This window comes from Enterobacter sp. A8, assembly GCF_004296595.1.
GTDB lineage: Bacteria > Pseudomonadota > Gammaproteobacteria > Enterobacterales > Enterobacteriaceae > Enterobacter > Enterobacter cloacae.
Map to the genome: position 1 here is coordinate 715,581 of NZ_SCMF01000002.1, position 18,575 is coordinate 734,155.

Annotated in this window: 20 protein-coding genes and 1 tRNA gene; 6 read left to right on the forward strand and 15 right to left on the reverse strand. The window is 51.9% G+C overall.

Features of this window, described 5'->3' with window-relative positions; genetic code table 11:
• Nucleotides 1-12 precede the first annotated feature (12 nt).
• Genes EQV24_RS11485 through EQV24_RS11500 form a run of 4 tightly spaced genes read right to left on the reverse strand, consistent with a single transcriptional unit; the run spans nt 13 to nt 1,374 of the window.
• Complete coding sequence (locus EQV24_RS11485) at nt 13-333, reverse strand: DUF5375 domain-containing protein (protein ID WP_032983270.1); 321 nt, start codon at nt 331-333, stop codon at nt 13-15.
• Complete coding sequence (locus tag EQV24_RS11490; protein ID WP_033128396.1) at nt 330-557, reverse strand: hypothetical protein; 228 nt, start codon at nt 555-557, stop codon at nt 330-332. The genes EQV24_RS11485 and EQV24_RS11490 overlap by 4 nt, the downstream gene beginning before the upstream one ends.
• A complete protein-coding gene (locus tag EQV24_RS11495) occupies nt 554-1,111 on the reverse strand; it encodes a host cell division inhibitor Icd-like protein (protein WP_130626607.1) in 558 nt (185 codons plus the stop codon). Before EQV24_RS11495 ends, EQV24_RS11490 begins: the two co-directional genes overlap by 4 nt.
• A complete protein-coding gene (locus tag EQV24_RS11500) occupies nt 1,108-1,374 on the reverse strand; it encodes an AlpA family transcriptional regulator (protein WP_013095392.1) in 267 nt (88 codons plus the stop codon). Before EQV24_RS11500 ends, EQV24_RS11495 begins: the two co-directional genes overlap by 4 nt.
• A gap of 539 nt (nt 1,375-1,913) precedes the next feature.
• On the opposite strand from EQV24_RS11500, the gene EQV24_RS11510 reads away from it, so the two are divergent.
• From EQV24_RS11510 to EQV24_RS11520, 3 genes are read left to right on the forward strand one after another with little or no spacing between them, the layout of a single operon-like run.
• On the forward strand, nt 1,914-2,657 hold the full coding sequence (locus tag EQV24_RS11510) for a capsid protein (protein WP_130626608.1): 744 nt from the start codon (nt 1,914-1,916) through the stop codon (nt 2,655-2,657).
• A 2-nt stretch (nt 2,658-2,659) separates the two neighbouring features.
• A complete protein-coding gene (locus tag EQV24_RS11515; protein ID WP_014830132.1) occupies nt 2,660-2,878 on the forward strand; it encodes an ogr/Delta-like zinc finger family protein in 219 nt (72 codons plus the stop codon).
• A 28-nt stretch (nt 2,879-2,906) separates the two neighbouring features.
• Nucleotides 2,907-3,470: a phage polarity suppression protein gene (locus tag EQV24_RS11520; RefSeq protein ID WP_130626609.1), complete on the forward strand. Its 564-nt coding sequence runs from the start codon at nt 2,907-2,909 to the stop codon at nt 3,468-3,470.
• A 449-nt stretch (nt 3,471-3,919) separates the two neighbouring features.
• Here the strand turns inward: EQV24_RS11520 and EQV24_RS11530 are convergent, their stop codons facing one another.
• The 5 genes from EQV24_RS11530 to proB all read right to left on the reverse strand — a co-directional run bounded on the left by EQV24_RS11530 (nt 3,920) and on the right by proB (nt 9,507).
• Entirely contained in the window at nt 3,920-5,614 is a 1,695-nt protein-coding gene (locus tag EQV24_RS11530; RefSeq protein ID WP_130626610.1) for a DnaA/Hda family protein, read from the reverse strand.
• 1 nt (nt 5,615) lies between these two features.
• On the reverse strand, nt 5,616-6,788 hold the full coding sequence (locus EQV24_RS11535) for an integrase arm-type DNA-binding domain-containing protein (RefSeq protein WP_130626611.1): 1,173 nt from the start codon (nt 6,786-6,788) through the stop codon (nt 5,616-5,618).
• 163 nt (nt 6,789-6,951) lie between these two features.
• Nucleotides 6,952-7,027: transfer RNA gene (locus tag EQV24_RS11540), tRNA-Thr, on the reverse strand.
• Between the two features lie 111 nt (nt 7,028-7,138).
• A complete protein-coding gene (proA, locus tag EQV24_RS11545) occupies nt 7,139-8,392 on the reverse strand; it encodes a glutamate-5-semialdehyde dehydrogenase (RefSeq protein ID WP_130626612.1) in 1,254 nt (417 codons plus the stop codon).
• A gap of 11 nt (nt 8,393-8,403) precedes the next feature.
• The gene (gene proB / locus EQV24_RS11550) at nt 8,404-9,507 is read right to left on the reverse strand and encodes a glutamate 5-kinase (protein ID WP_013095745.1); all 1,104 of its coding nucleotides are present in this window, start codon (nt 9,505-9,507) and stop codon (nt 8,404-8,406) included.
• Nucleotides 9,508-9,811: 304 nt separating this feature from the next.
• Here proB and phoE point away from each other — a divergent pair, with 304 nt between their 5' ends.
• Nucleotides 9,812-10,864: a phosphoporin PhoE gene (gene phoE / locus EQV24_RS11555; protein WP_013095744.1), complete on the forward strand. Its 1,053-nt coding sequence runs from the start codon at nt 9,812-9,814 to the stop codon at nt 10,862-10,864.
• Nucleotides 10,865-10,965: 101 nt separating this feature from the next.
• Here the strand turns inward: phoE and crl are convergent, their stop codons facing one another.
• The 3 genes from crl to gpt all read right to left on the reverse strand — a co-directional run bounded on the left by crl (nt 10,966) and on the right by gpt (nt 13,232).
• Nucleotides 10,966-11,367: a sigma factor-binding protein Crl gene (gene crl / locus EQV24_RS11560; RefSeq protein WP_023620943.1), complete on the reverse strand. Its 402-nt coding sequence runs from the start codon at nt 11,365-11,367 to the stop codon at nt 10,966-10,968.
• Between the two features lie 57 nt (nt 11,368-11,424).
• Nucleotides 11,425-12,669 (reverse strand): esterase FrsA, encoded by a 1,245-nt coding sequence (gene frsA / locus EQV24_RS11565; RefSeq protein WP_023620942.1) that lies wholly within the window; start codon nt 12,667-12,669, stop codon nt 11,425-11,427.
• Nucleotides 12,670-12,773: 104 nt separating this feature from the next.
• Nucleotides 12,774-13,232 (reverse strand): xanthine phosphoribosyltransferase, encoded by a 459-nt coding sequence (gpt, locus tag EQV24_RS11570; protein WP_003863205.1) that lies wholly within the window; start codon nt 13,230-13,232, stop codon nt 12,774-12,776.
• A 260-nt stretch (nt 13,233-13,492) separates the two neighbouring features.
• On the opposite strand from gpt, the gene pepD reads away from it, so the two are divergent.
• Complete coding sequence (pepD, locus tag EQV24_RS11575; protein WP_130626613.1) at nt 13,493-14,950, forward strand: cytosol nonspecific dipeptidase; 1,458 nt, start codon at nt 13,493-13,495, stop codon at nt 14,948-14,950.
• 61 nt (nt 14,951-15,011) lie between these two features.
• On the opposite strand, the gene dinB is transcribed toward pepD, so the two are convergent.
• Nucleotides 15,012-16,070, reverse strand: coding sequence for a DNA polymerase IV (gene dinB / locus EQV24_RS11580; RefSeq protein WP_013095738.1), 1,059 nt, complete (start codon nt 16,068-16,070; stop codon nt 15,012-15,014).
• A 157-nt stretch (nt 16,071-16,227) separates the two neighbouring features.
• Between dinB and EQV24_RS11585 the strand changes: the two genes are divergently transcribed.
• The gene (locus EQV24_RS11585) at nt 16,228-17,091 is read left to right on the forward strand and encodes a glycerophosphodiester phosphodiesterase family protein (protein ID WP_062856084.1); all 864 of its coding nucleotides are present in this window, start codon (nt 16,228-16,230) and stop codon (nt 17,089-17,091) included.
• A 48-nt stretch (nt 17,092-17,139) separates the two neighbouring features.
• On the opposite strand, the gene nqrM is transcribed toward EQV24_RS11585, so the two are convergent.
• On the reverse strand, nt 17,140-17,346 hold the full coding sequence (gene nqrM / locus EQV24_RS11590; RefSeq protein ID WP_020686315.1) for a (Na+)-NQR maturation NqrM: 207 nt from the start codon (nt 17,344-17,346) through the stop codon (nt 17,140-17,142).
• Nucleotides 17,346-18,569, reverse strand: coding sequence for an NADH:ubiquinone reductase (Na(+)-transporting) subunit F (nqrF, locus tag EQV24_RS11595; RefSeq protein ID WP_013095735.1), 1,224 nt, complete (start codon nt 18,567-18,569; stop codon nt 17,346-17,348). Before nqrF ends, nqrM begins: the two co-directional genes overlap by 1 nt.
• Nucleotides 18,570-18,575: the final 6 nt, after the last annotated feature.

The window sequence follows — 18,575 nt, forward strand, 5'->3', positions numbered from 1 at the left end:
TTATTTTCTCCCTCAGTGCATAACAGGCGATGTGATATGACGGGCACAGAGTTCATCCATCACGGCGAGTCCCAGAAAGGACAGCGACGGGGTGGCCTTGAGCGGTCCGGCTTCCATTAAATCTTCCAGCAGTGCACAGGCAATCTGGCGGCCTTTTTCCTCACCGTGCTGGCGCAGATAGAAGCCCTCCAGCTCGTCGGCGATGGCGCTTTCCAGCGCATCAAGGGTGAGGTGTTCGTAGCGGTGCTGACGCTCGCATACTGTCAGCCATGCACAGGCCACGGCGCGGCGATAGAGCGCGGCGCGTAATACGGGTGAAAGAGGCTTTTTCATACGTTGTCCTCCCCGGTCAGCCAGCGCTTTTTGCAGCGCTCGACCACGCCGTCGAGCTGGGCGGTCATGAGGTAAATCACGGAGGTGAGCTGCAACTGCTGCGCCGGGTTGCGACAAACGGAGGTTGAGTCCTGCACCTTCATCAGCTCGTCAACGAGCTGGCCGACATTACGCATATGCTCAAGGCACTCGATATCATGAGGGGTGATAAGGGTCTGTTTCATGGTCGCACCTCCGTAACCGGCAGGCGGCCAGCGAACGACAGAATATAATCACGAACGAGGGAAAGGCGTGCGGCGTGTTCATCACCGGCAACGGTGCGGAGCATACAGATACGGGGTTTACGGTCTGCGCGACGAACGGCGGCAAACACAAAGACAAACTGCGGATGTGACGGGGTGAGGATAGTAGCCATAATGGCAGCCTCCATTGAGTAGCGGTTACTGCTACCACCGGAAACGCCAATTTCACTGGTGGCAGCCCGAACGGGGTTGGCGTAACCGGCCTCAATGGATACCGGCCAGCCCGAAGGCTGCCCCGCCCGGACTACCATTATCTTGCTGGAACCATAGTGTAAAAATAGACACCACAGCCCGGAAAATGGGTGTGCCTGAGCTACGACGAAAAAAAAGACGCACGGCGCGTCTGGTGTCGCCATTGAGTTTCGCGGAACGCCAATTCCGGCTGCCGATTTTGCGGCAGCGGGAAAACTATACCTGGAAACGGCGACAGGAAGCAAGCCAGAAAAAGGGACTGTTTGCTGAACGGTCATCATCATGCGTCACAGCCCCGGTTGCGTTCGGCAATACGATCTGCCATCCATGCGGTGATTTCAGACTGCGCCCACGCCACGTTTTTACCGCCGAGGGAGATTTGCTTCGGGAAAGCCTCCCGGCTGATGAGGTCATAAATGGTCGACCGGGACAGACCGCACAGATGCATCACTTCGGGCAGGCGGATAAAGCGTTCCTGAACGGCATCAGAGACCGGCATCATCGGGGCGGCAGGGGCAGAAGACGGGGAAGAAAAAGCGGTGTGCATCGGGCTACCTCATAAAGTCCATACTGTGCCGGTCGTGTCCGTCCGGCCTCGGGTAGCTCTCTATTTTGTGAATATTTTCCCTCAGGGCAACAAGTCTTTTACAGACGATTTTGCATCCAGACCGTTGATTTATCGAATGTGGCAAACCCATGGCAACTGCTGGCAATCAGTGGCAATTGATGGAAAACCCATGATTACTTTTACTAATTAATACCTCCTGCATTGACCGGAATAAAATATAAAAGCCCTGAGATAAGCCAGAACGGCAGGTGAACAGTGGTGAACAGACGGTGAACAGTCAGACCTGCAACTATTCACCCTTTAACCTACTGTATTACTTATATTTTTATTTATGGTGAACAGTGGTGAACAGTTATCAGTAAAAAAACAAGCGATGAGTAAGGTTTTGCTGAGACCTTTCTCTGGCCAGCCGGGTTTTGAGTGCCGTTTGTGCCAGAACTGCCACAACTGCAATGAATCGAGATGTTGTGTGATGAAGGGCAGAATCATTTCAGGTTGAACACACGGAGAGCCTGAACATGAAACCCGAAACAGTCATTACCGCCCTGCAGAATGTAGCCGCTCAACAGTCAGCAGAGAGCAGCCAGCGCATCACCGACAAGCTGAGCGCATTCACTGCGGCCAGAGACACGCACGCGGCCAGCATGCAGGAACTGAAAGAGATTGATACGTCCATTGAACGCTGTAAGCAGGAGCGGCAGACCGCCCTCAGTGAGAGTGCAGAGGCGGAGCAGGACTGGCGCAGTCGCTTCCGCACCCTGCGCGGCAATCTCACCCCTGAAATGAAAGCAGAGCACAGCAGGCGTATCGCCAGTCGCGAGCTGGCCGACGAGTTCACCGGCCTGATTGCGGAGCTGGAAACCGACCGGACACGCGCCATGCTGAATGCCTGCTCCACCGCCAGTAAATACCTGTCAGCGCATGACGATGCCTTTACCGCTTATGCCGGTGCGGAATGGGCTCAGGCGGTCAACATGCTCCCCGTCGCGCTCATACGTGCTTTCCTGCTGCGCATTCGCGCGCTCGAAATGCAGGGTGACAGTGCCCCCCAGTCGGTTGTCGTCGGCGAGCTGCGCGATGCGCTGAGCCGTCAGGGCAGCCTGTATCACTTCGATATGAAGCAGGAGCCGGTATTGTCTGTGACGGGCATGCACCGGCCGCAGATTAACGGTGTGGATATGGAGCTGTTACGCAGCCCGGCGAAGAGAATGATGCTCGCCAGAAAACTGGCTGATAATGGCGAGACAAAAGCGGAGGTATAAGCATGTTTCACTGCCCGTTCTGCAAAACCAGTGCGCACGCCCGCACCAGTCGCTATCTGTCTGAGAACGTCAAACAGCGCTATCACCAGTGCGTGAACGTCGAGTGCTCGGCGACCTTCCGTACGCTTGAATCCGTTGACGGGATTATCCGTTCACCGGTTACTGAGCCGGTTATCCCTGTACCCGCACCGGCGGCCACCGTTAACCGTGCCGGTGCGTGAGCACGGCCAGACATCAGGAGAGACATACGTGACCACACTGACGCTACAGAAAGCCTTTGAGGCCTGTCAGGCAAATAAATCCGCCTGGATGCAACGCCGGGATGAACTGAAGCAGGCCGAACAGGCATACCGCGAACAGCTTGCCGGTAACGGCCACAGCGGCCAGAGCCTGCAAACCCTGCGCGAAATTATCGACGTGAAAAAGTGGGAAATAAATCAGGCTGCCGGGCGTTATATCCGCTCGCATGAGGAGGTGCAGCGCATCAGCATCCGTAACCGTCTGAATGATTTTATGCAGGCACACGGCGCGGAGCTGGCCGCCGCCCTTGCCCCGGAGCTGATGAATTATTCCGGGCAGCATTCCGCCATTCAGCGCTGCGCCATGCAGCACTCAGTCGACTATCTTCGTGAGGCGCTTCAGGTCTGGCTGGCCGCCGGTGAAAAAATTAATTATTCGGCGCAGGATAATGACATTTTAACGGCCATCGGATTCAGGCCTGACGCGGCTTCGCGCGATGATAATCGTGAAAAATTCACACCCGCACAGAGCCTGAATTACACCCGCCGCCGTGCAGAACTGGCCGTGCAGTAGTCCGCTTAAAAATCCCCGAAAATCCCGCCATTTTTACGTATAAAAGCCATGCATGCATAGGTGCATGGTTTTGCATGCGTTTTACCGACACTGGATCCCCCGCCAGCGCCAGCACTGGCGCGCCCTGAGGCCGGTCATGCACCTGCATTAAAAGCGCCCCCTTAAGCGGGCAGGCGGGGCGGGGAGAGCATTGCGCGCTGTGAGTAATACCAAATTTCTCATAGTAGACTTGCATAGTTGAGGTTGGTTAAGCATATAGTTATAAAACAAATAAATACCCATGAGAATTATAATAAAATAAATTTTTAAAAAGACATCTTGAATGTGCGACATATTTAATCAAGGTATTAAATAGTCACCAAGACATCTGTAAGTAACTAAATGATTATATTAATGACATGGTACCAAAATTAATCACTGGTACCATGTCAATAGCTATTCAAGTCAGATTAAACCACCTTATCAAAACAATGATTACATAACCCTTGTTTCGTATAAGCGGGATGATTTGTATCTACAGGTTTTTTACAGGCAGCGTGAGGGCATATGAAAGCCTCGCCAATTTCCATCATAAACTGCTGGAAAAAGGAATCCTCTAAAGAAATTCGTCTGATATCTCTTAATTCTTTTACACCTAGTTCATTGAGAATAGATGTATCCAATTTACTCTTGGTTATATTTAATGAGTTATAGCACCCATAATCAACAGAGTAAACATTATAAGAAACCCCCGCATGGTCTTGATGTGAGTACCCACTCTTTCTAAGATGTATAACCCTAAAATCAATAAGGTTCTGAATATGTTTATTATTTGAGTACTTCTCAGGAATGAGAAAGTGCATGGATTTCTTTTTCTCAATAACTTCCTGAACAATCTGAGTTAAAAGATTCCTTTCAATTTCGTTTTTATCAACTTGCTCTTTCTTATCTTTCTCATACCACTCAGCGTTAGCAGCACGTAAGTTTTTAACACTAATTCTTAAAGCTGTAGAGGTGGATGATAGCATGAATCTATCATAGCTATTCAAAAAGAGATTCATAAAATCCCTAGGAATACCAGCGCAAGCAATTAATATTTCATTTAACGCGACATTGGCGAACAAGATATTTATAAAACTTTCTTTAGTTTTCTTTTCTTTTTTAATTAAGGCATCAACTTCTGCCTTGTCGATTGATGATAAATGCTTATATAAGAGATCATTAAAGAAATCACGAGTTTGATTTTTGTTTACCTCGAACACATATCTTAAATCCAAATGATAACCAAAAATATCACCGCCATCCTCTAATCCATAGAACTTATTATCGTTTTTGAATCCAAGATTTGTTCTATTTGGTATAGCTGCTATCTTTGTAACCACATTAATAGCTGAAAATGTTTTCTTTATTATCTCAGCTAGCGCAGGTTGAGTATCTTTAGATATTTCAGACCATTCATCAAGCATAACCATGATGAATCTTAGATCCAAGGAAGAAATTATTTCCTCAATGACATTTGTCATATGAAGAATAGATATATGCATTCTTAATTCTGTTTGTTTTGTTTCTTTTGTCGAACTACCAGCACTAACTTTTAGATTGGGGCTTTTCGATACTTCAACACCACCATTGATACTTTTGACCTCCTCTTCAGAGACGGTCAAATCACTCGTTTTCTTTAATTCTCGACCATCAAACTCAAGATACAACTCAGAGAATAGTTTTTTTAAATGCTCAAGCTTTGAGTCAAATAACAAATCGTTTTTAGAATCGAATTCATTAGCCTCTAAAATCTGAGGTAAATTTTGATACAGGTTAAATGAAACTTCTTGCATTATGTACTTAAAGATTAGTACAGCATTAACGTCCTGACTATCTGAACTCGTAGATATAAGAGGAATAATTCTTCTCAAATCAATATAAACTGGAAATATTTTATCAGCAGAAAAATTATTCATTATTTCTTCTGACAATGCTTTCAGCAGATGCGTTTTACCCGACCCCCTTCTGCCATATATGACACTATTATTAACATTATTGATGTTTCTAATATTTTCTCCACCTGAATAAAGCTCAAGATAGCTACTATAATCTATCTTTTCCGCCCTTATATTATTAGCAAGCTTGCTAATACAATTCCTTATTTCAACTTTTTTTATACTCATTTTAATTTTTCACTCCCAGAAAATTACTGTACCAATTCATCATTGTTCTACGCCCATCAAGGTATTGCGCATGGTTGTACGTCCCGCGAATACTGTTTTTATCAACATGTGCCAGTTGCATTTCTATCCATGAACTCTCGTATCCCTGCTCATGTAGAATTGTTGATAAAGTGTGTCTAAAACCGTGTCCAGTTAGTCGTCCTGCATAACCTATCCGCTTGATAAGCTGATTTATGCTGGCTTCACTCATAGGCTTATTAGGATCGTTCCGTCCCGGAAAAGCATATCGATAGTTTCCTGTCATAACTTTGAGCTCAATGAGTAAATCTAACGCTTGAGTAGATAAAGGCACAAGATGTGGCCTACGCATTTTCATCCTTTCAGCAGGAATTTCCCAAATAGCGTTATCCAGATCAAACTCTTGCCATAATGCCGCGCGTAATTCGATGGTTCTCACGCCCGTAATCATCAGTAATTTCGTAGCTATCTGGACAAGCTTACTCCCAGTGTAACCCTCTAAGGCACGCAGGAAATCCGGTATCTCATCAGCTTTTAGAAACGGGAAATGATTAGATTGATGTACTTCGAGGGCACTGGAGAGATCAGCCGCAGGATTGTACTCCGCTCTACCCGTTGCAATTGCGTAGCGAAACACTTCAGAGCAACGCTGACGCACTTTCCGCATTTTCTCCAACGCACCACGTTTCTCAATTTTACGCAGTACGTTCAGCAGCTCTAGCGGTTTAATCTCTCCCACAGGCCTTGTTCCAACATAAGGAAAAATATCGTTCTTAAACGCTTCCATGATGTCTGATGCATATCCTGCCGACCATTTAGCAGATTTAAGTTGATGCCACTCTCTGGCTATCTTTTCGAAGGCGTTCTCTGACTCTGCTTGCAGAGCCAGCTTTTGCTCTTTTCGAACCTCACTAGGGTTCTTTCCTTCTGCCACAAGTTTTCGAGCTTCATCACGACGGGAACGAGCATCAGCAAGGGTGATCGTTGGGTAAACGCCAAGCGAGATCATCTTGGGTTTACCGGCATAGCGATAGCGGAACCGCCAGCTCTTGCTTCCATTAGGTTCTATAAGCAATGACAAGCCTTGCCCATCCCCAAGCGTATAGGGTTTATCTTCAGGCTTAGCGCGACGAATCTGCATATCGTTTAAAGGCATGTGTATAGGAATCCAAGGCCGAACAGGAACATATACACAATCCTATACACATTCTGTATCGGATTCTACTGGATGGTCACGGACAACGATGGACTAAAAAGCGGTAAAATCTTTATAAATCAGATTATTTATGGATGAATACGGACGTTTTGGGAAGTTGAGATGGTGCCGATAATAGGAGTCGAACCTACGACCTTCGCATTACGAATGCGCTGCTCTACCAACTGAGCTATATCGGCCCTGAGAGGCCGGTTACGAGCGTAACCCCGGGGCAAAAGGTTAGATCTATCCGGGTGATGCGTCAATGCCCTTTTGAATCAAACGGCTATTTTTGCATCACCCGTGATTATTTACGCACGAATCGTATCGTCGCCGATGCCGATCCACTTGTACGTAGTCAACGCTTCCAGGCCCATCGGACCCCGCGCGTGCAGTTTCTGCGTGCTGACGGCCACTTCCGCGCCCAGACCAAACTGTCCACCGTCGGTGAAGCGGGTTGATGCGTTCACGTACACGGCAGAAGAATCCACTTCATTAACAAAGCGGTCGGCGTTGCGCAGCGTGCGCGTCAGGATGGCGTCAGAGTGCTGAGTACCATGCTCACGGATGTGCGCGATAGCGTCGTCGAGATCGGCCACGATCTTCACATTCAGATCCAAAGACAGGAACTCGTCGTCGTACTGCTCCGCGTTTACCGGCACCACCGTCGCCGGGCCGTCTTGCAGCAGCGCCAGCGCCTTCTCGTCCGCGTGCAGCGTGACGCCACTCTCGGCCATCTGCTTGCTCAGGGCTGGCAGGAAGGTGTTTGCAATACCCTGATGCACCAGCAGCGTTTCAACGGTATTACAGGTGCTTGGACGCTGGGTCTTGGCATTCACGATAATCTTCAGCGCCGGTGTAATTTCGGCGCTCTCGTCCACCACGATATGGCACACGCCGATACCGCCGGTGATCACCGGGATCGTTGATTGCTCGCGGCACAACTTGTGCAGGCCAGCGCCACCGCGTGGGATCAGCATGTCGATGTATTTGTCCATGCGCAGCATCTCGTTCACCAGCGCACGGTCCGGGCTTTCGATAGCCTGCACGGCACCTGCCGGTAAGCCGCACTCCTGCAGCGCCTGCTGGATGACTTTCACCGTCACGGCGTTGGTGCGCCAGGTCTCTTTCCCGCCGCGCAGAATAGCGGCGTTACCGGTCTTCAGGCACAGGGAAGCGACATCCACCGTCACGTTCGGACGGGCTTCATAAATCACGCCGATAACGCCGAGCGGCACGCGGCGGCGCTCCAGACGTAAACCGCTGTCGAGCAGTCCACCGTCGATCACCTGCCCGACCGGGTCGGCCAGATTACAAACCTGACGGACATCGTCGGCGATGCCTTTCAGGCGTGCCGGGGTCAACGCCAGACGGTCGAGCATCGCTTCGCTCAGACCATTGCGGCGCGCTTCCAGCAGATCCTGTTCGTTGGCGAGGAGGATTTCCTGCGACTGCGATTCCAGATAATCAGCGATTTTTTCCAGCACGCGGTTTTTCTCGCGGCTGGAAAGGAGCGCCAGTTTGTAAGAGGCGGCCTTGGCGGCGGCACCCATTTGTTCCAGCATTTTCTGGCTCCTTAACGAATAATCATGTCATCACGATGCACGGCAACCGGGCCATACTCGTAGCCCAGAATGGCGTCAATCTGCTGCGAGTGGTGACCCGCAATACGGCGCAGAGCATCGCTGTTGTAGCGGCTAACGCCGTGAGCGATGTCGCGACCTTCAAGGTTACGGATACGGATCACTTCACCACGGGAGAAGTTGCCTGTCACGTTTTTAATTCCTTTAGGAAGCAATGAACTCCCTCTTTCCAGAATCGCGGCGGTCGCCCCTTCATCCACGGTCAGTTCACCTGCCGGCGGCGCGCCGAAAATCCAGCGTTTGCGGTTTTCCAGCGGGGATTCCTGGGCGTGGAAGCGCGTGCCGACGGAAATGCCTTCCATCACGTCGCCAATGACGCCAGGACGGCTGCCCGCCGCAATGATGGTGTCGATCCCGGCGCGGCAGGCCACATCCGCCGCCTGCAGTTTAGTGCCCATGCCGCCCGTTCCCAGGCCAGAGACGCTGTCGCCGGCGATGGCGCGCAGCGCATCGTCAATGCCGTGTACATCGGTAATCAGTTCAGCTTCCGGGTTGGAGCGCGGGTCTGCGGTAAACAGCCCCTGCTGGTCGGTCAGGAGCAAGAGCTTATCGGCACCGGCCAGGATCGCCGCCAGCGCAGAGAGGTTATCGTTATCACCCACTTTGATTTCAGCGGTAGCCACGGCGTCGTTTTCGTTAATCACCGGGACGATATTGTTGTCCAGCAGCGCGCGCAGCGTATCGCGGGCGTTCAGGAAGCGTTCTCTGTCTTCCATATCCGCGCGCGTCAGCAGCATCTGCCCGACGTGAATGCCATAAATTGAGAACAACTGTTCCCAGAGTTGAATGAGTCGGCTTTGTCCCACGGCGGCCAGCAGCTGTTTAGAGGCGATCGTCGCGGGGAGTTCGGGGTAACCCAGATGTTCACGCCCGGCGGCAATCGCCCCGGAGGTCACAATAACAATACGATGCCCTGCGGCATGCAGCTGAGCGCACTGACGTACAAGCTCAACAATGTGGGCGCGATTTAGGCGGCGCGATCCGCCTGTTAAAACACTGGTGCCGAGTTTTACCACCAGCGTCTGGCTGTCACTCATGATTCTCTGCCGTTCAACGATAAGGGAAAGTGATGTCGAACGAACGTTTTAACAGGTGTCAGGCCCGTTGCCAACTGCCACAGCACATCGCGAAACACTTTGTTGCGCGGGATCAGGAAGCGTAGCGGCAGATTTTGACAATTTTATTACCGAAATAATAAATCACAGTTTTTTAAAATTAATCTTAATTTGTCATAAAAGTTTCATTCCGTAACGTTAAAACCCTTTCTGTTTTTTCACGGGACTTAAGCATGAGCTTATCGTCCAGCGAATTTTTAAGCGCGTTTATAAGACAGGATCGAAAATGAAAAAGAGCACTCTGGCATTAATGGTTATGGGCGTTGTGGCTTCCGCATCTGTTCACGCTGCCGAAGTTTATAATAAAAACGGCAACAAACTGGACGTGTACGGCAAAGTTAAAGCAATGCACTACATCAGCGATGACGATTCAAAAGATGGTGACCAGACATACGTGCGTTTCGGTTTTAAAGGTGAAACTCAGATTAACGATCAGCTGACGGGCTATGGCCGTTGGGAAGCGGAATTTGCGGGCAACAAAGCAGAGAGCGATTCCACTCAGAAAACGCGTCTGGCATTCGCCGGTCTGAAGCTGAAAGACTTTGGTTCTCTGGATTACGGTCGTAACCTGGGTGCGCTGTATGACGTGGAAGCGTGGACCGATATGTTCCCTGAGTTTGGCGGCGACTCTTCCGCGCAGACCGATAACTTCATGACCAAGCGTGCAAGCGGTCTTGCCACTTACCGTAATACCGACTTCTTTGGCGCGGTTGATGGTCTGGATATGACCCTGCAATATCAGGGTAAAAACGAAAACCGCGACGTCAAAAAACAGAACGGTGACGGTTTTGGTACGTCTCTGACCTATGACTTTGGCGGCAGCGATTTCGCGGTAAGCGGCGCGTACACCAACTCTGACCGTACCAACGCGCAGAACCTGCTGACCCGCGGCGAAGGCAAAAAAGCCGAAGCCTGGGCAACCGGTCTGAAATATGATGCGAACGATATCTACCTGGCGGCGATGTACTCCGAAACCCGCAATATGACCCCAATTTCTGGCGGCTTTGCCAATAAAGCGCAGAACTTTGAAGTGGTCGCACAATATCAGTTCGATTTTGGTCTGCGTCCATCCCTGGGTTATGTCCAGTCTAAAGGCAAGGATATCGAAGGTATTGGCGATGAAGATCTGGTGAAATATATCGACGTCGGCGCGACCTATTATTTCAACAAAAATATGTCCGCGTTTGTTGATTATAAAATCAACCAGATTGATGACGATAACAAACTGGGCGTGAGCAGCGATGATATCGTTGCCCTGGGTATGACCTACCAGTTCTGAGTCGGCAGTAATAAAAAAACCGGCATTAAGCCGGTTTTTTTGTGCCCGGTGGCGCTGCGCTTACCGGGCCTACGGGATCATCACCCGGTATTATTTCATCTTTACGCCGTCAATTTCGCCTTTTCACTGGAAAAATCATCGGCAGGCTCAAGCTTCAGGTCCAGCGTGGCCAGTAAATCGCGCGCCTTGTCGTGGAACTCTTTCAGGGTATATTCCAGGCGGTCAATCACTTCCTGATCTTTGATGGTGGTGGCCTGCCAGTTGCCGTCTTTATTAAACAGGCCAAACTGGTAGCTATAGGTAAAACGTTTCTCTTCTGCTTCCATTTCCATCCACCAGCCCCAGAATTCACGTTTTTCGGGTGCAGGCTTCACGTTGACGCATACAGCCAGGCAGTCGAAAAAAAAGCGATTCTCTTCACACTGCTCTTCTCGAATATACGGGCCAAGAGCCATGAACTTCTTAATCAATCTACTTTTCGGGTGTCCACTCGGTAACGTCATTACGATCTCCTTTTGTGAAGCCACTGTTTTACCAAACCATCAAAATTTAGCAATCTCTTAACACAATCTCTGGGCGATCCAACGCGTAATCTCTTTTAATGCTTTGTCAAAATTCTGATACACCGGGCTGAAGGGAACTTCCAGCAATTTGCCATCCGCAGATGACGATGTGATTAAGCGTGACTCCTCTTCCGGGCTGAACGGATCGTTTTTCCAGAAACCGGACAGCATCGGCGTTGGACACCGGCGTCCCAGCAGGCCCTGCGTTTTTAACGAATAGCGATTGAGTTCCACGCGCAGCGCTTCGTCTGAAGCATCATGCATGCCAAGGCGGCTGGCCAGTACGTCGAGGTACATTTCCGGCACGCTGCCCTGACGGGCAGGATCGCTGAGCAGAGCGTGAACCACCGGCCCAAGACAGGCTACGGCCTTCAGGCGTGACGCCTCAAGATAGGCCAGACGCACGGCCACGTTCGCCCCAAAGCGGAAACCAAACGCCGCGACGCGGGTGTGGTCGACCCAGGGAATGTTTTCCAGCGCTTTCAGCGCATGCTGGTGCAGAAGACTGGAATCCTGCGTCAGTTTCCATTTAGAGGAAAAACCGATAGAGGGCATATCAAGCGTCAGCATCGCGATCCCTTTTGGGGCGAAGTAACGCTCATACAGGCTGTAATAGTCGATTTGCAGCGAATCCAGCCCACCGCACATCAGCACGGTCGGAAACGGGCCGTCGCCTTCAGGCATATGCAGGAATCCGGTCACGGGCGCGCCGCCGGGGATGGTGAACTCAAGCTCGCGCATCCGGCCCGGCAAGCGTTGGGCAGCCTCTTCATAGGCACGGTTTGCCAGCGCCTGCGCCTGCTCCGCCAGCTCATCCCCTTTTAAGTGCGGATAGGCGGCAATGGCATAAAGATTGGCTGCGTGCAGCCAGTGCTTGCCGCTGAGGGTGGCGTCCTCTTCCTGGCTGGCTTTTTGCTGCCAGAGCATCGCCTGTTTCGACCATTCGTAGATCCAGTTGCCGCCGCGGTAACCCACCACCGTATCGTAGAGTTCGCTGTCGGTACGCTCGGCTTCACTCATGACGATACGCGCCTGCACATCGAGGATTTCACGCGGATCAATACCACGCCAGATCCACATCAGGCGGTTAATCATGCGATACCAGTGAGGCACGTTTTTACCGTCTAATGCAGACTGGACGGCAGGCTGGTTCCCCGGATTGAAGCGACGCACCAGCGTCGAGGTTTCAGGGTGCTTGAAACGGGGTTTGAAGAGTGTCTCGGTGAGATTCGCCTGCGTCATTGCGTTGCCTCCATGGATACGTCATATAGTGTCCATTGTAACGCGTGGCAGAATAAAAAGAACAACGCCCGGCATAGCCGGGCGTGTAAAGTTACGTACGGAAATTAACGGCCTGAAATAGGCGGTACAAAGACCACGCCCATGTCCCATGGCTGTTCAATCCAGGTATCCTGTGGGATATCAATCACGTAATCATCCACCAGTGGGCGGCCCGCCGGTTTCGCGAAGATGGTGACGAAGTGTGCTTTTGGGTACATTTCGCGGATAGCCACCGCGGTACCGCCGGTATCCACCAGGTCATCAATAACGATGAAACCTTCACCGTCGCCTTCCGCGCGTTTCAGCACTTTCAGCTCACGCTGGTTGTCGTGGTCATAGCTGGAAATGCAGACGGTATCGACATGACGAATACCCAGCTCACGGGCCAGCAGCGCCCCCGGTACCAGACCGCCACGGCTAACGGCAATAATGCCTTTCCACTGTTCAGAAGGCATCAGACGCGCGGCCAGTTTGCGTGCGTGGATCTGCAACATGTCCCAGGTGACGACGTATTTTTCGCTCATGTGAAGTGTCCCAGCCTGTTTTTATACGGCTTAAAAAGTGTTCGAGGGGGAAATAGGTTGCGCGAGATTATAGAGATCTGACGCACTAAAAACCAGTGTTTAGCGCCCTCTGCCTGAGTTTTTACATGCTTTATGCTACCAGCCATCGGAGAAAGTGGTATTCTCAGTTGCATCTCGCAAGCCTGACTTGTGGTAACTATTAACCTGCTAACCCTGTGACCTGCAACTCGCTTTGCAGGGCATCGACAAGGAGACTTATCGTGTCTGAACTGTCTCAATTATCTCCCCAGCCGCTGTGGGATATTTTTGCCAAAATCTGCTCCATTCCACACCCGTCTTACCATGAAGAACAGCTTGCCGAACATATTATGGGTTGGGCGAAGGAAAAAGGTCTGCACGCTGAACGCGACCAGGTTGGCAACATTCTGATCCGCAAACCGGCGACCGCAGGCATGGAAAACCGTAAACCGGTTGTGCTGCAGGCGCACCTGGACATGGTGCCACAGAAAAACAACGACACCGTTCACGACTTCACGAAAGACCCGATCCAGCCGTACATCGACGGCGACTGGGTGAAAGCGCGCGGCACCACGTTGGGTGCAGATAACGGTATCGGTATGGCCTCTGCGCTGGCGGTACTGGCGGGCGACAGCGTTCAGCACGGTCCACTGGAAGTGCTGCTGACCATGACCGAAGAAGCGGGCATGGACGGTGCGTTCGGTCTGCAGGCGAACTGGCTGCAGGCGGATATTCTGATCAACACCGACTCTGAAGAAGAAGGCGAGATCTACATGGGCTGCGCGGGCGGGATTGATTTTATCTCTACCCTGCCGCTCTCCCGTGAAGCGGTGCCTGCTGGCTTCCAGACCTTCAAGCTGACGCTGAAAGGGCTTAAAGGCGGCCACTCCGGCGGTGATATTCACTTAGGCCTGGGCAACGCCAACAAACTGCTGGCACGCTTCCTGGCGGGCCACGCGGCTGAGCTGGACCTGCGTCTGGTCGATTTCAACGGCGGTACGCTGCGCAACGCAATCCCACGTGAAGCGTTCGCGACGGTAGCCGTTCCAGCCGCCAAAGCGGACGAGCTGAAAAAGCTCTCCAGCGTCTATCTGGATATCCTGAAAAACGAACTGTCCGCGAAAGAGAAGAACCTGACCGTGGTGCTGGAGTCCGTGTCCACGGATAAAGCCGCGCTGACCACCCAGTCTCGTGACACCTTTATTCAGCTGTTAAACGCGACACCAAACGGCGTGATCCGCAACTCAGACGTCGCGAAAGGGGTGGTTGAAACCTCTCTGAACGTGGGTGTGGTCACCATGGGCGACGACAGCGCAGAGATCATCTGCCTGATCCGATCGCTTATCGACACCGGTAAAGAGTATGTGGTGAGCATGCTGGAATCTCTGGGCACGCTGGCCGGAGCGAAAACCTCTGCCAAAGGCAGCTACCCAGGCTGGCAGCCGGACGCAAGCTCTCCGGTGATGGCACTGGTGCGTGAAACATACCAGCGTCTGTTCAACAGCACCCCGAACATTCAGGTGATCCACGCGGGTCTGGAATGTGGTCTGTTCAAGAAGCCGTACCCGAACATGGATATGGTCTCCATTGGGCCAACCATTACCGGACCACACTCGCCGGATGAGCAGGTTCACATTGAAAGCGTGGGCCATTACTGGACCCTGCTGACTGAACTGCTGAAAGCGATTCCTGCTAAGTAATACCCTCACCCCAGCCCTCTCCCAAAGGGAGAGGGTGAACAACGTCGCGCCACCGGCCTTTTTACAATCCCAATACCAGCTGACGTTCCAGCTGCGGATCCAGCAAGGTAACGTGTAACCCCACCAGCCTGACCCCTCGCCCGCCCCGACGTTCATCCCAGGCCTTTTTCGCCGTCGCGATGAGATCCTCTTTATTCAGGCGCGGCCAGACGTGCTCCTGAGTCGTCTGCTGAAAATCATTGAACTTAAGCTTCACGCCCTGACGGGCAATCAGCAGGTCCGGTTTGACCTTGATTAAGCGCCGTTCCAGTTCAGGATAGAGCTGCTCCGTAATGATGGTTTCGCATTCAGACCAGTCATGAATATCTTCAATCAGTGTGCGTTCAACTCCAACCGACTTTCGCAGCCGCTCGCTGCTGACACTGCGCTCGTCTATCCCCTGACTGCGCTCCCACAGCACGCGGCCAAATTTTCCGAAGCGTTTAAGCAGCATGGCTAAATCGCTGCGCTGTACATCTTCGCAGGTTCGCAACCCCATGCTTTCCAGCTTTGCCGCAGAGACTTTGCCTACACCCGGGATTTTGCCGAGCGGCAGCGTTTTTAAAAACGCCGGGACCTCTTCCGGGGTGATAACGTACTGACCGTCGGGCTTGTTGAGATCGGACGCTATTTTGGCGAGGAATTTCACCGGTGCGACACCTGCCGACGCGGTCAGATTCAGTTCCTGGAAGATAGTCCGGCGGATCTCCTGCGCCATCAGCGTCGCGGAGCCGTGACAGTGCACGCTGTCGGTGACATCAAGATAAGCTTCGTCCAGCGACAGAGGTTCAATCAGTGAGGTGTAGCGAGAGAAGATTTCGCGGATATGCAGGGACGCTTCTTTGTACGCCTCAAAGCGACCGGGTAAAAGCGTGAGATGAGGACAAAGCTTAAGCGCCATGGCGGTAGGCATGGCGCTGCGCACGCCAAATTTGCGCGCAGGATAGTTGGCGGTGCTGATTACACCGCGCTGGACACGGCTACCGCCAATGGCAATAGGAATATCCCGCAGCGCCGGGTTGTCACGCATCTCCACTGCGGCAAAAAAACAGTCCATATCGACATGGATTATTTTGCGCATTACGACCACCACACATGTATTTATATACAGTATATCAAAGTCTAAAAAATGCGACAGCAGATTTACCTTCTCTTATTTGTCATAAAAATATGATACAAAAAACAACACGTAACTTGTTGTATATATTAATTTTTTATGTGAATAAGGATATAAATTCATGAGAAAAATACTCGCGCTCTCTCTGCTGCTCGTGACGGGAACGAGCTTCGCTGGCCCACAGATCGTTGCCCACCGGGGCGGAACAGCCGATGCGCCAGAAAACACAGCACAAGCGATCAAACTGGCCTTAGAGAATCAGGCTCAGGCAGTCTGGATAACCGTGCAGCTCAGTAAAGATGGCGTTCCGGTCCTGTATCGTCCTTCTGATTTAAAAGCGCTGACGAACAAAACAGGCAAAATCTCGGACTACACGCTTGCGGAGTTATCGGCAGTTGACGCTGGCTGGAGCTGGGGCGGTGAAACCCATCCGTGGCGTGGCAAAGGGGTGACGATCCCCACCCTGAAAAGCGTACTGGAAACCTGGCCACAAACCCGGTTTTATATTGATATCAAATCACCTGATGCCGATCCGGCCACGATGGGAAAAGCGCTTCTTGCGGTGCTTAATGAGACCCAGAGTCTGGGGCGGGTGAGGGTTTATTCTACTGAGGACCGTTATCTTGCCTCGCTTCCGGCAGCAATCCCACGCTTTGTTACCCGCAGTGAAACGCGCTCCCGGCTGGTAACGGTATCGCTGAGCCACCAGTGCCTGCCACCAGAGCAGACGATGCAGGAGTACTGGTACGCGCTAGAGCTGAACAGAACCGTTGACGTGGTTGAGAAATTTACCCTTGGTGAAGGGGTGTCCCGCTCAACCCTCACCTGGGATAAAGAATCCATGGACTGTTTCCGCTCGCAGGGCAACAGTCACGTTATCTTGCTGGGCGTGAACACCGCCGAAGATTATAAAAAGGCAGAGGCGCTGCAGGCGGATGCGGTGATGGTCGACTCGCCCGCCGCCGCAAAAGCGTGGGCTAAATAAGCCAGCAGGCCGCAATAATGCGGCCTGCTGTTATCGTTACGTCGCGATTTACAAAATTCGGCGCTGCTGCTCCCGCGCCATCCTTTTTTTACGGGCATCGCACGGTTCCGGGCAGTCGCAGACTTTTTCCATGCCAATGGACGAGATCCCACCGCAGCTGCCCTGAATGCTTTTGCGCTTGATGATCCAGCCTAACGACATGCCGAATATGACCAGTACAAAGACCGCGAAGGTTGCCAGAAACGTCAGCATCATCAGCCTCCAAAATCATCCAGCAGGATGTTCTCATCTTCCACGCCCAGATCTTTAAGCATCTTGATCACGGCGGCGTTCATCACTGGCGGACCACACATATAAAACTCGCAGTCTTCCGGCGCAGGATGCTGTTTGAGGTAGTTTTCATACAGCACGTTGTGGATGAAGCCCGTATGGCCGGTCCAGTTATCTTCCGGCTGCGGATCGGAAAGCGCCACATGGAAGGTGAAGTTAGGGTTTTCACGCGCCAGCTGTTCGAACTCATCGTCATAGAACATCTCACGCAGCGAACGCGCCCCGTACCAGAAGCTAATTTTACGCTGACTGCCAAGCCGCTTGAGCTGGTCGAAGATGTGCGAACGCATCGGCGCCATTCCTGCACCACCGCCGATAAATACCATTTCGGCATCGGTCTCTTTCGCAAAGAACTCGCCAAACGGGCCGGAGATGGTCACCTTGTCGCCCGGTTTTAATGACCAGATATACGATGACATGATGCCCGGCGGCGCATGCGGTACCGCTGGCGGCGGCGTGGCGATACGCACGTTAAGCATGATGATACCCTTCTCTTCCGGGTAGTTCGCCATGGAGTAAGCACGAAGCGCGGGCTCTTTAACCTCAGAGACAAAGCGGAAGAGGTTGAATTTATCCCAGTCGGCACGGTATTCGTCAGGCACATCGAAGTCAGCGTAGGCTACGGTGTGCTCCGGACATTCAATCTGGATATAGCCCCCCGCCCGGAACGGAACGCTCTCTCCTTCAGGCACCCGCAGTTTAAGCTCTTTGATAAAGGTGGCTTTGTTATCGTTGGAGATAACTTCGCATTCCCATTTTTTAACGCCGAAAATCTCCTCCGGCAGTTCAATTTTCATGTTCTGGCGCACCGCGACCTGGCAGGCCAGACGGCAGCCCTCTTTCGCCTCACGCTTGGTGATGTGCGACAGCTCAGTGGGCAGAATATCGCCACCGCCCTCTTTCACCTTTACGCGGCACTGCCCGCAGGAGCCACCGCCGCCGCAGGCCGAAGAGACGAAGATGCCGTTGCCAGCAAGCGTATTCAGCAGTTTATCGCCGGCTGGCGTGCGGATCTGGTTTTGCGGTTCATCGTTGATATCGATAATGACATCGCCGGAATTCACCAGCTTCGCACGCGCCACCAGAATCAACCCCGACAGCACCAGTACAATCAGCGTGAACATCGCCACGCCAAGCATAATTTCCATCAGTTA

Coding starts and splice junctions, on each gene's coding strand:
- EQV24_RS11485 (WP_032983270.1), bottom strand. CDS start 333: ATGAAAAAGCCTCTTTCACCCGTATTACGCGCCGCGCTCTATCGCCGC.
- EQV24_RS11490 (WP_033128396.1), bottom strand. CDS start 557: ATGAAACAGACCCTTATCACCCCTCATGATATCGAGTGCCTTGAGCAT.
- EQV24_RS11495 (WP_130626607.1), bottom strand. CDS start 1,111: ATGATGATGACCGTTCAGCAAACAGTCCCTTTTTCTGGCTTGCTTCCT.
- EQV24_RS11500 (WP_013095392.1), bottom strand. CDS start 1,374: ATGCACACCGCTTTTTCTTCCCCGTCTTCTGCCCCTGCCGCCCCGATG.
- EQV24_RS11510 (WP_130626608.1), top strand. CDS start 1,914: ATGAAACCCGAAACAGTCATTACCGCCCTGCAGAATGTAGCCGCTCAA.
- EQV24_RS11515 (WP_014830132.1), top strand. CDS start 2,660: ATGTTTCACTGCCCGTTCTGCAAAACCAGTGCGCACGCCCGCACCAGT.
- EQV24_RS11530 (WP_130626610.1), bottom strand. CDS start 5,614: ATGAGTATAAAAAAAGTTGAAATAAGGAATTGTATTAGCAAGCTTGCT.
- EQV24_RS11535 (WP_130626611.1), bottom strand. CDS start 6,788: ATGCCTTTAAACGATATGCAGATTCGTCGCGCTAAGCCTGAAGATAAA.
- proA (WP_130626612.1), bottom strand. CDS start 8,392: ATGCTGGAACAAATGGGTGCCGCCGCCAAGGCCGCCTCTTACAAACTG.
- proB (WP_013095745.1), bottom strand. CDS start 9,507: ATGAGTGACAGCCAGACGCTGGTGGTAAAACTCGGCACCAGTGTTTTA.
- phoE (WP_013095744.1), top strand. CDS start 9,812: ATGAAAAAGAGCACTCTGGCATTAATGGTTATGGGCGTTGTGGCTTCC.
- crl (WP_023620943.1), bottom strand. CDS start 11,367: ATGACGTTACCGAGTGGACACCCGAAAAGTAGATTGATTAAGAAGTTC.
- frsA (WP_023620942.1), bottom strand. CDS start 12,669: ATGACGCAGGCGAATCTCACCGAGACACTCTTCAAACCCCGTTTCAAG.
- gpt (WP_003863205.1), bottom strand. CDS start 13,232: ATGAGCGAAAAATACGTCGTCACCTGGGACATGTTGCAGATCCACGCA.
- dinB (WP_013095738.1), bottom strand. CDS start 16,070: ATGCGCAAAATAATCCATGTCGATATGGACTGTTTTTTTGCCGCAGTG.
- EQV24_RS11585 (WP_062856084.1), top strand. CDS start 16,228: ATGAGAAAAATACTCGCGCTCTCTCTGCTGCTCGTGACGGGAACGAGC.
- nqrM (WP_020686315.1), bottom strand. CDS start 17,346: ATGATGCTGACGTTTCTGGCAACCTTCGCGGTCTTTGTACTGGTCATA.
- nqrF (WP_013095735.1), bottom strand. CDS start 18,569: ATGGAAATTATGCTTGGCGTGGCGATGTTCACGCTGATTGTACTGGTG.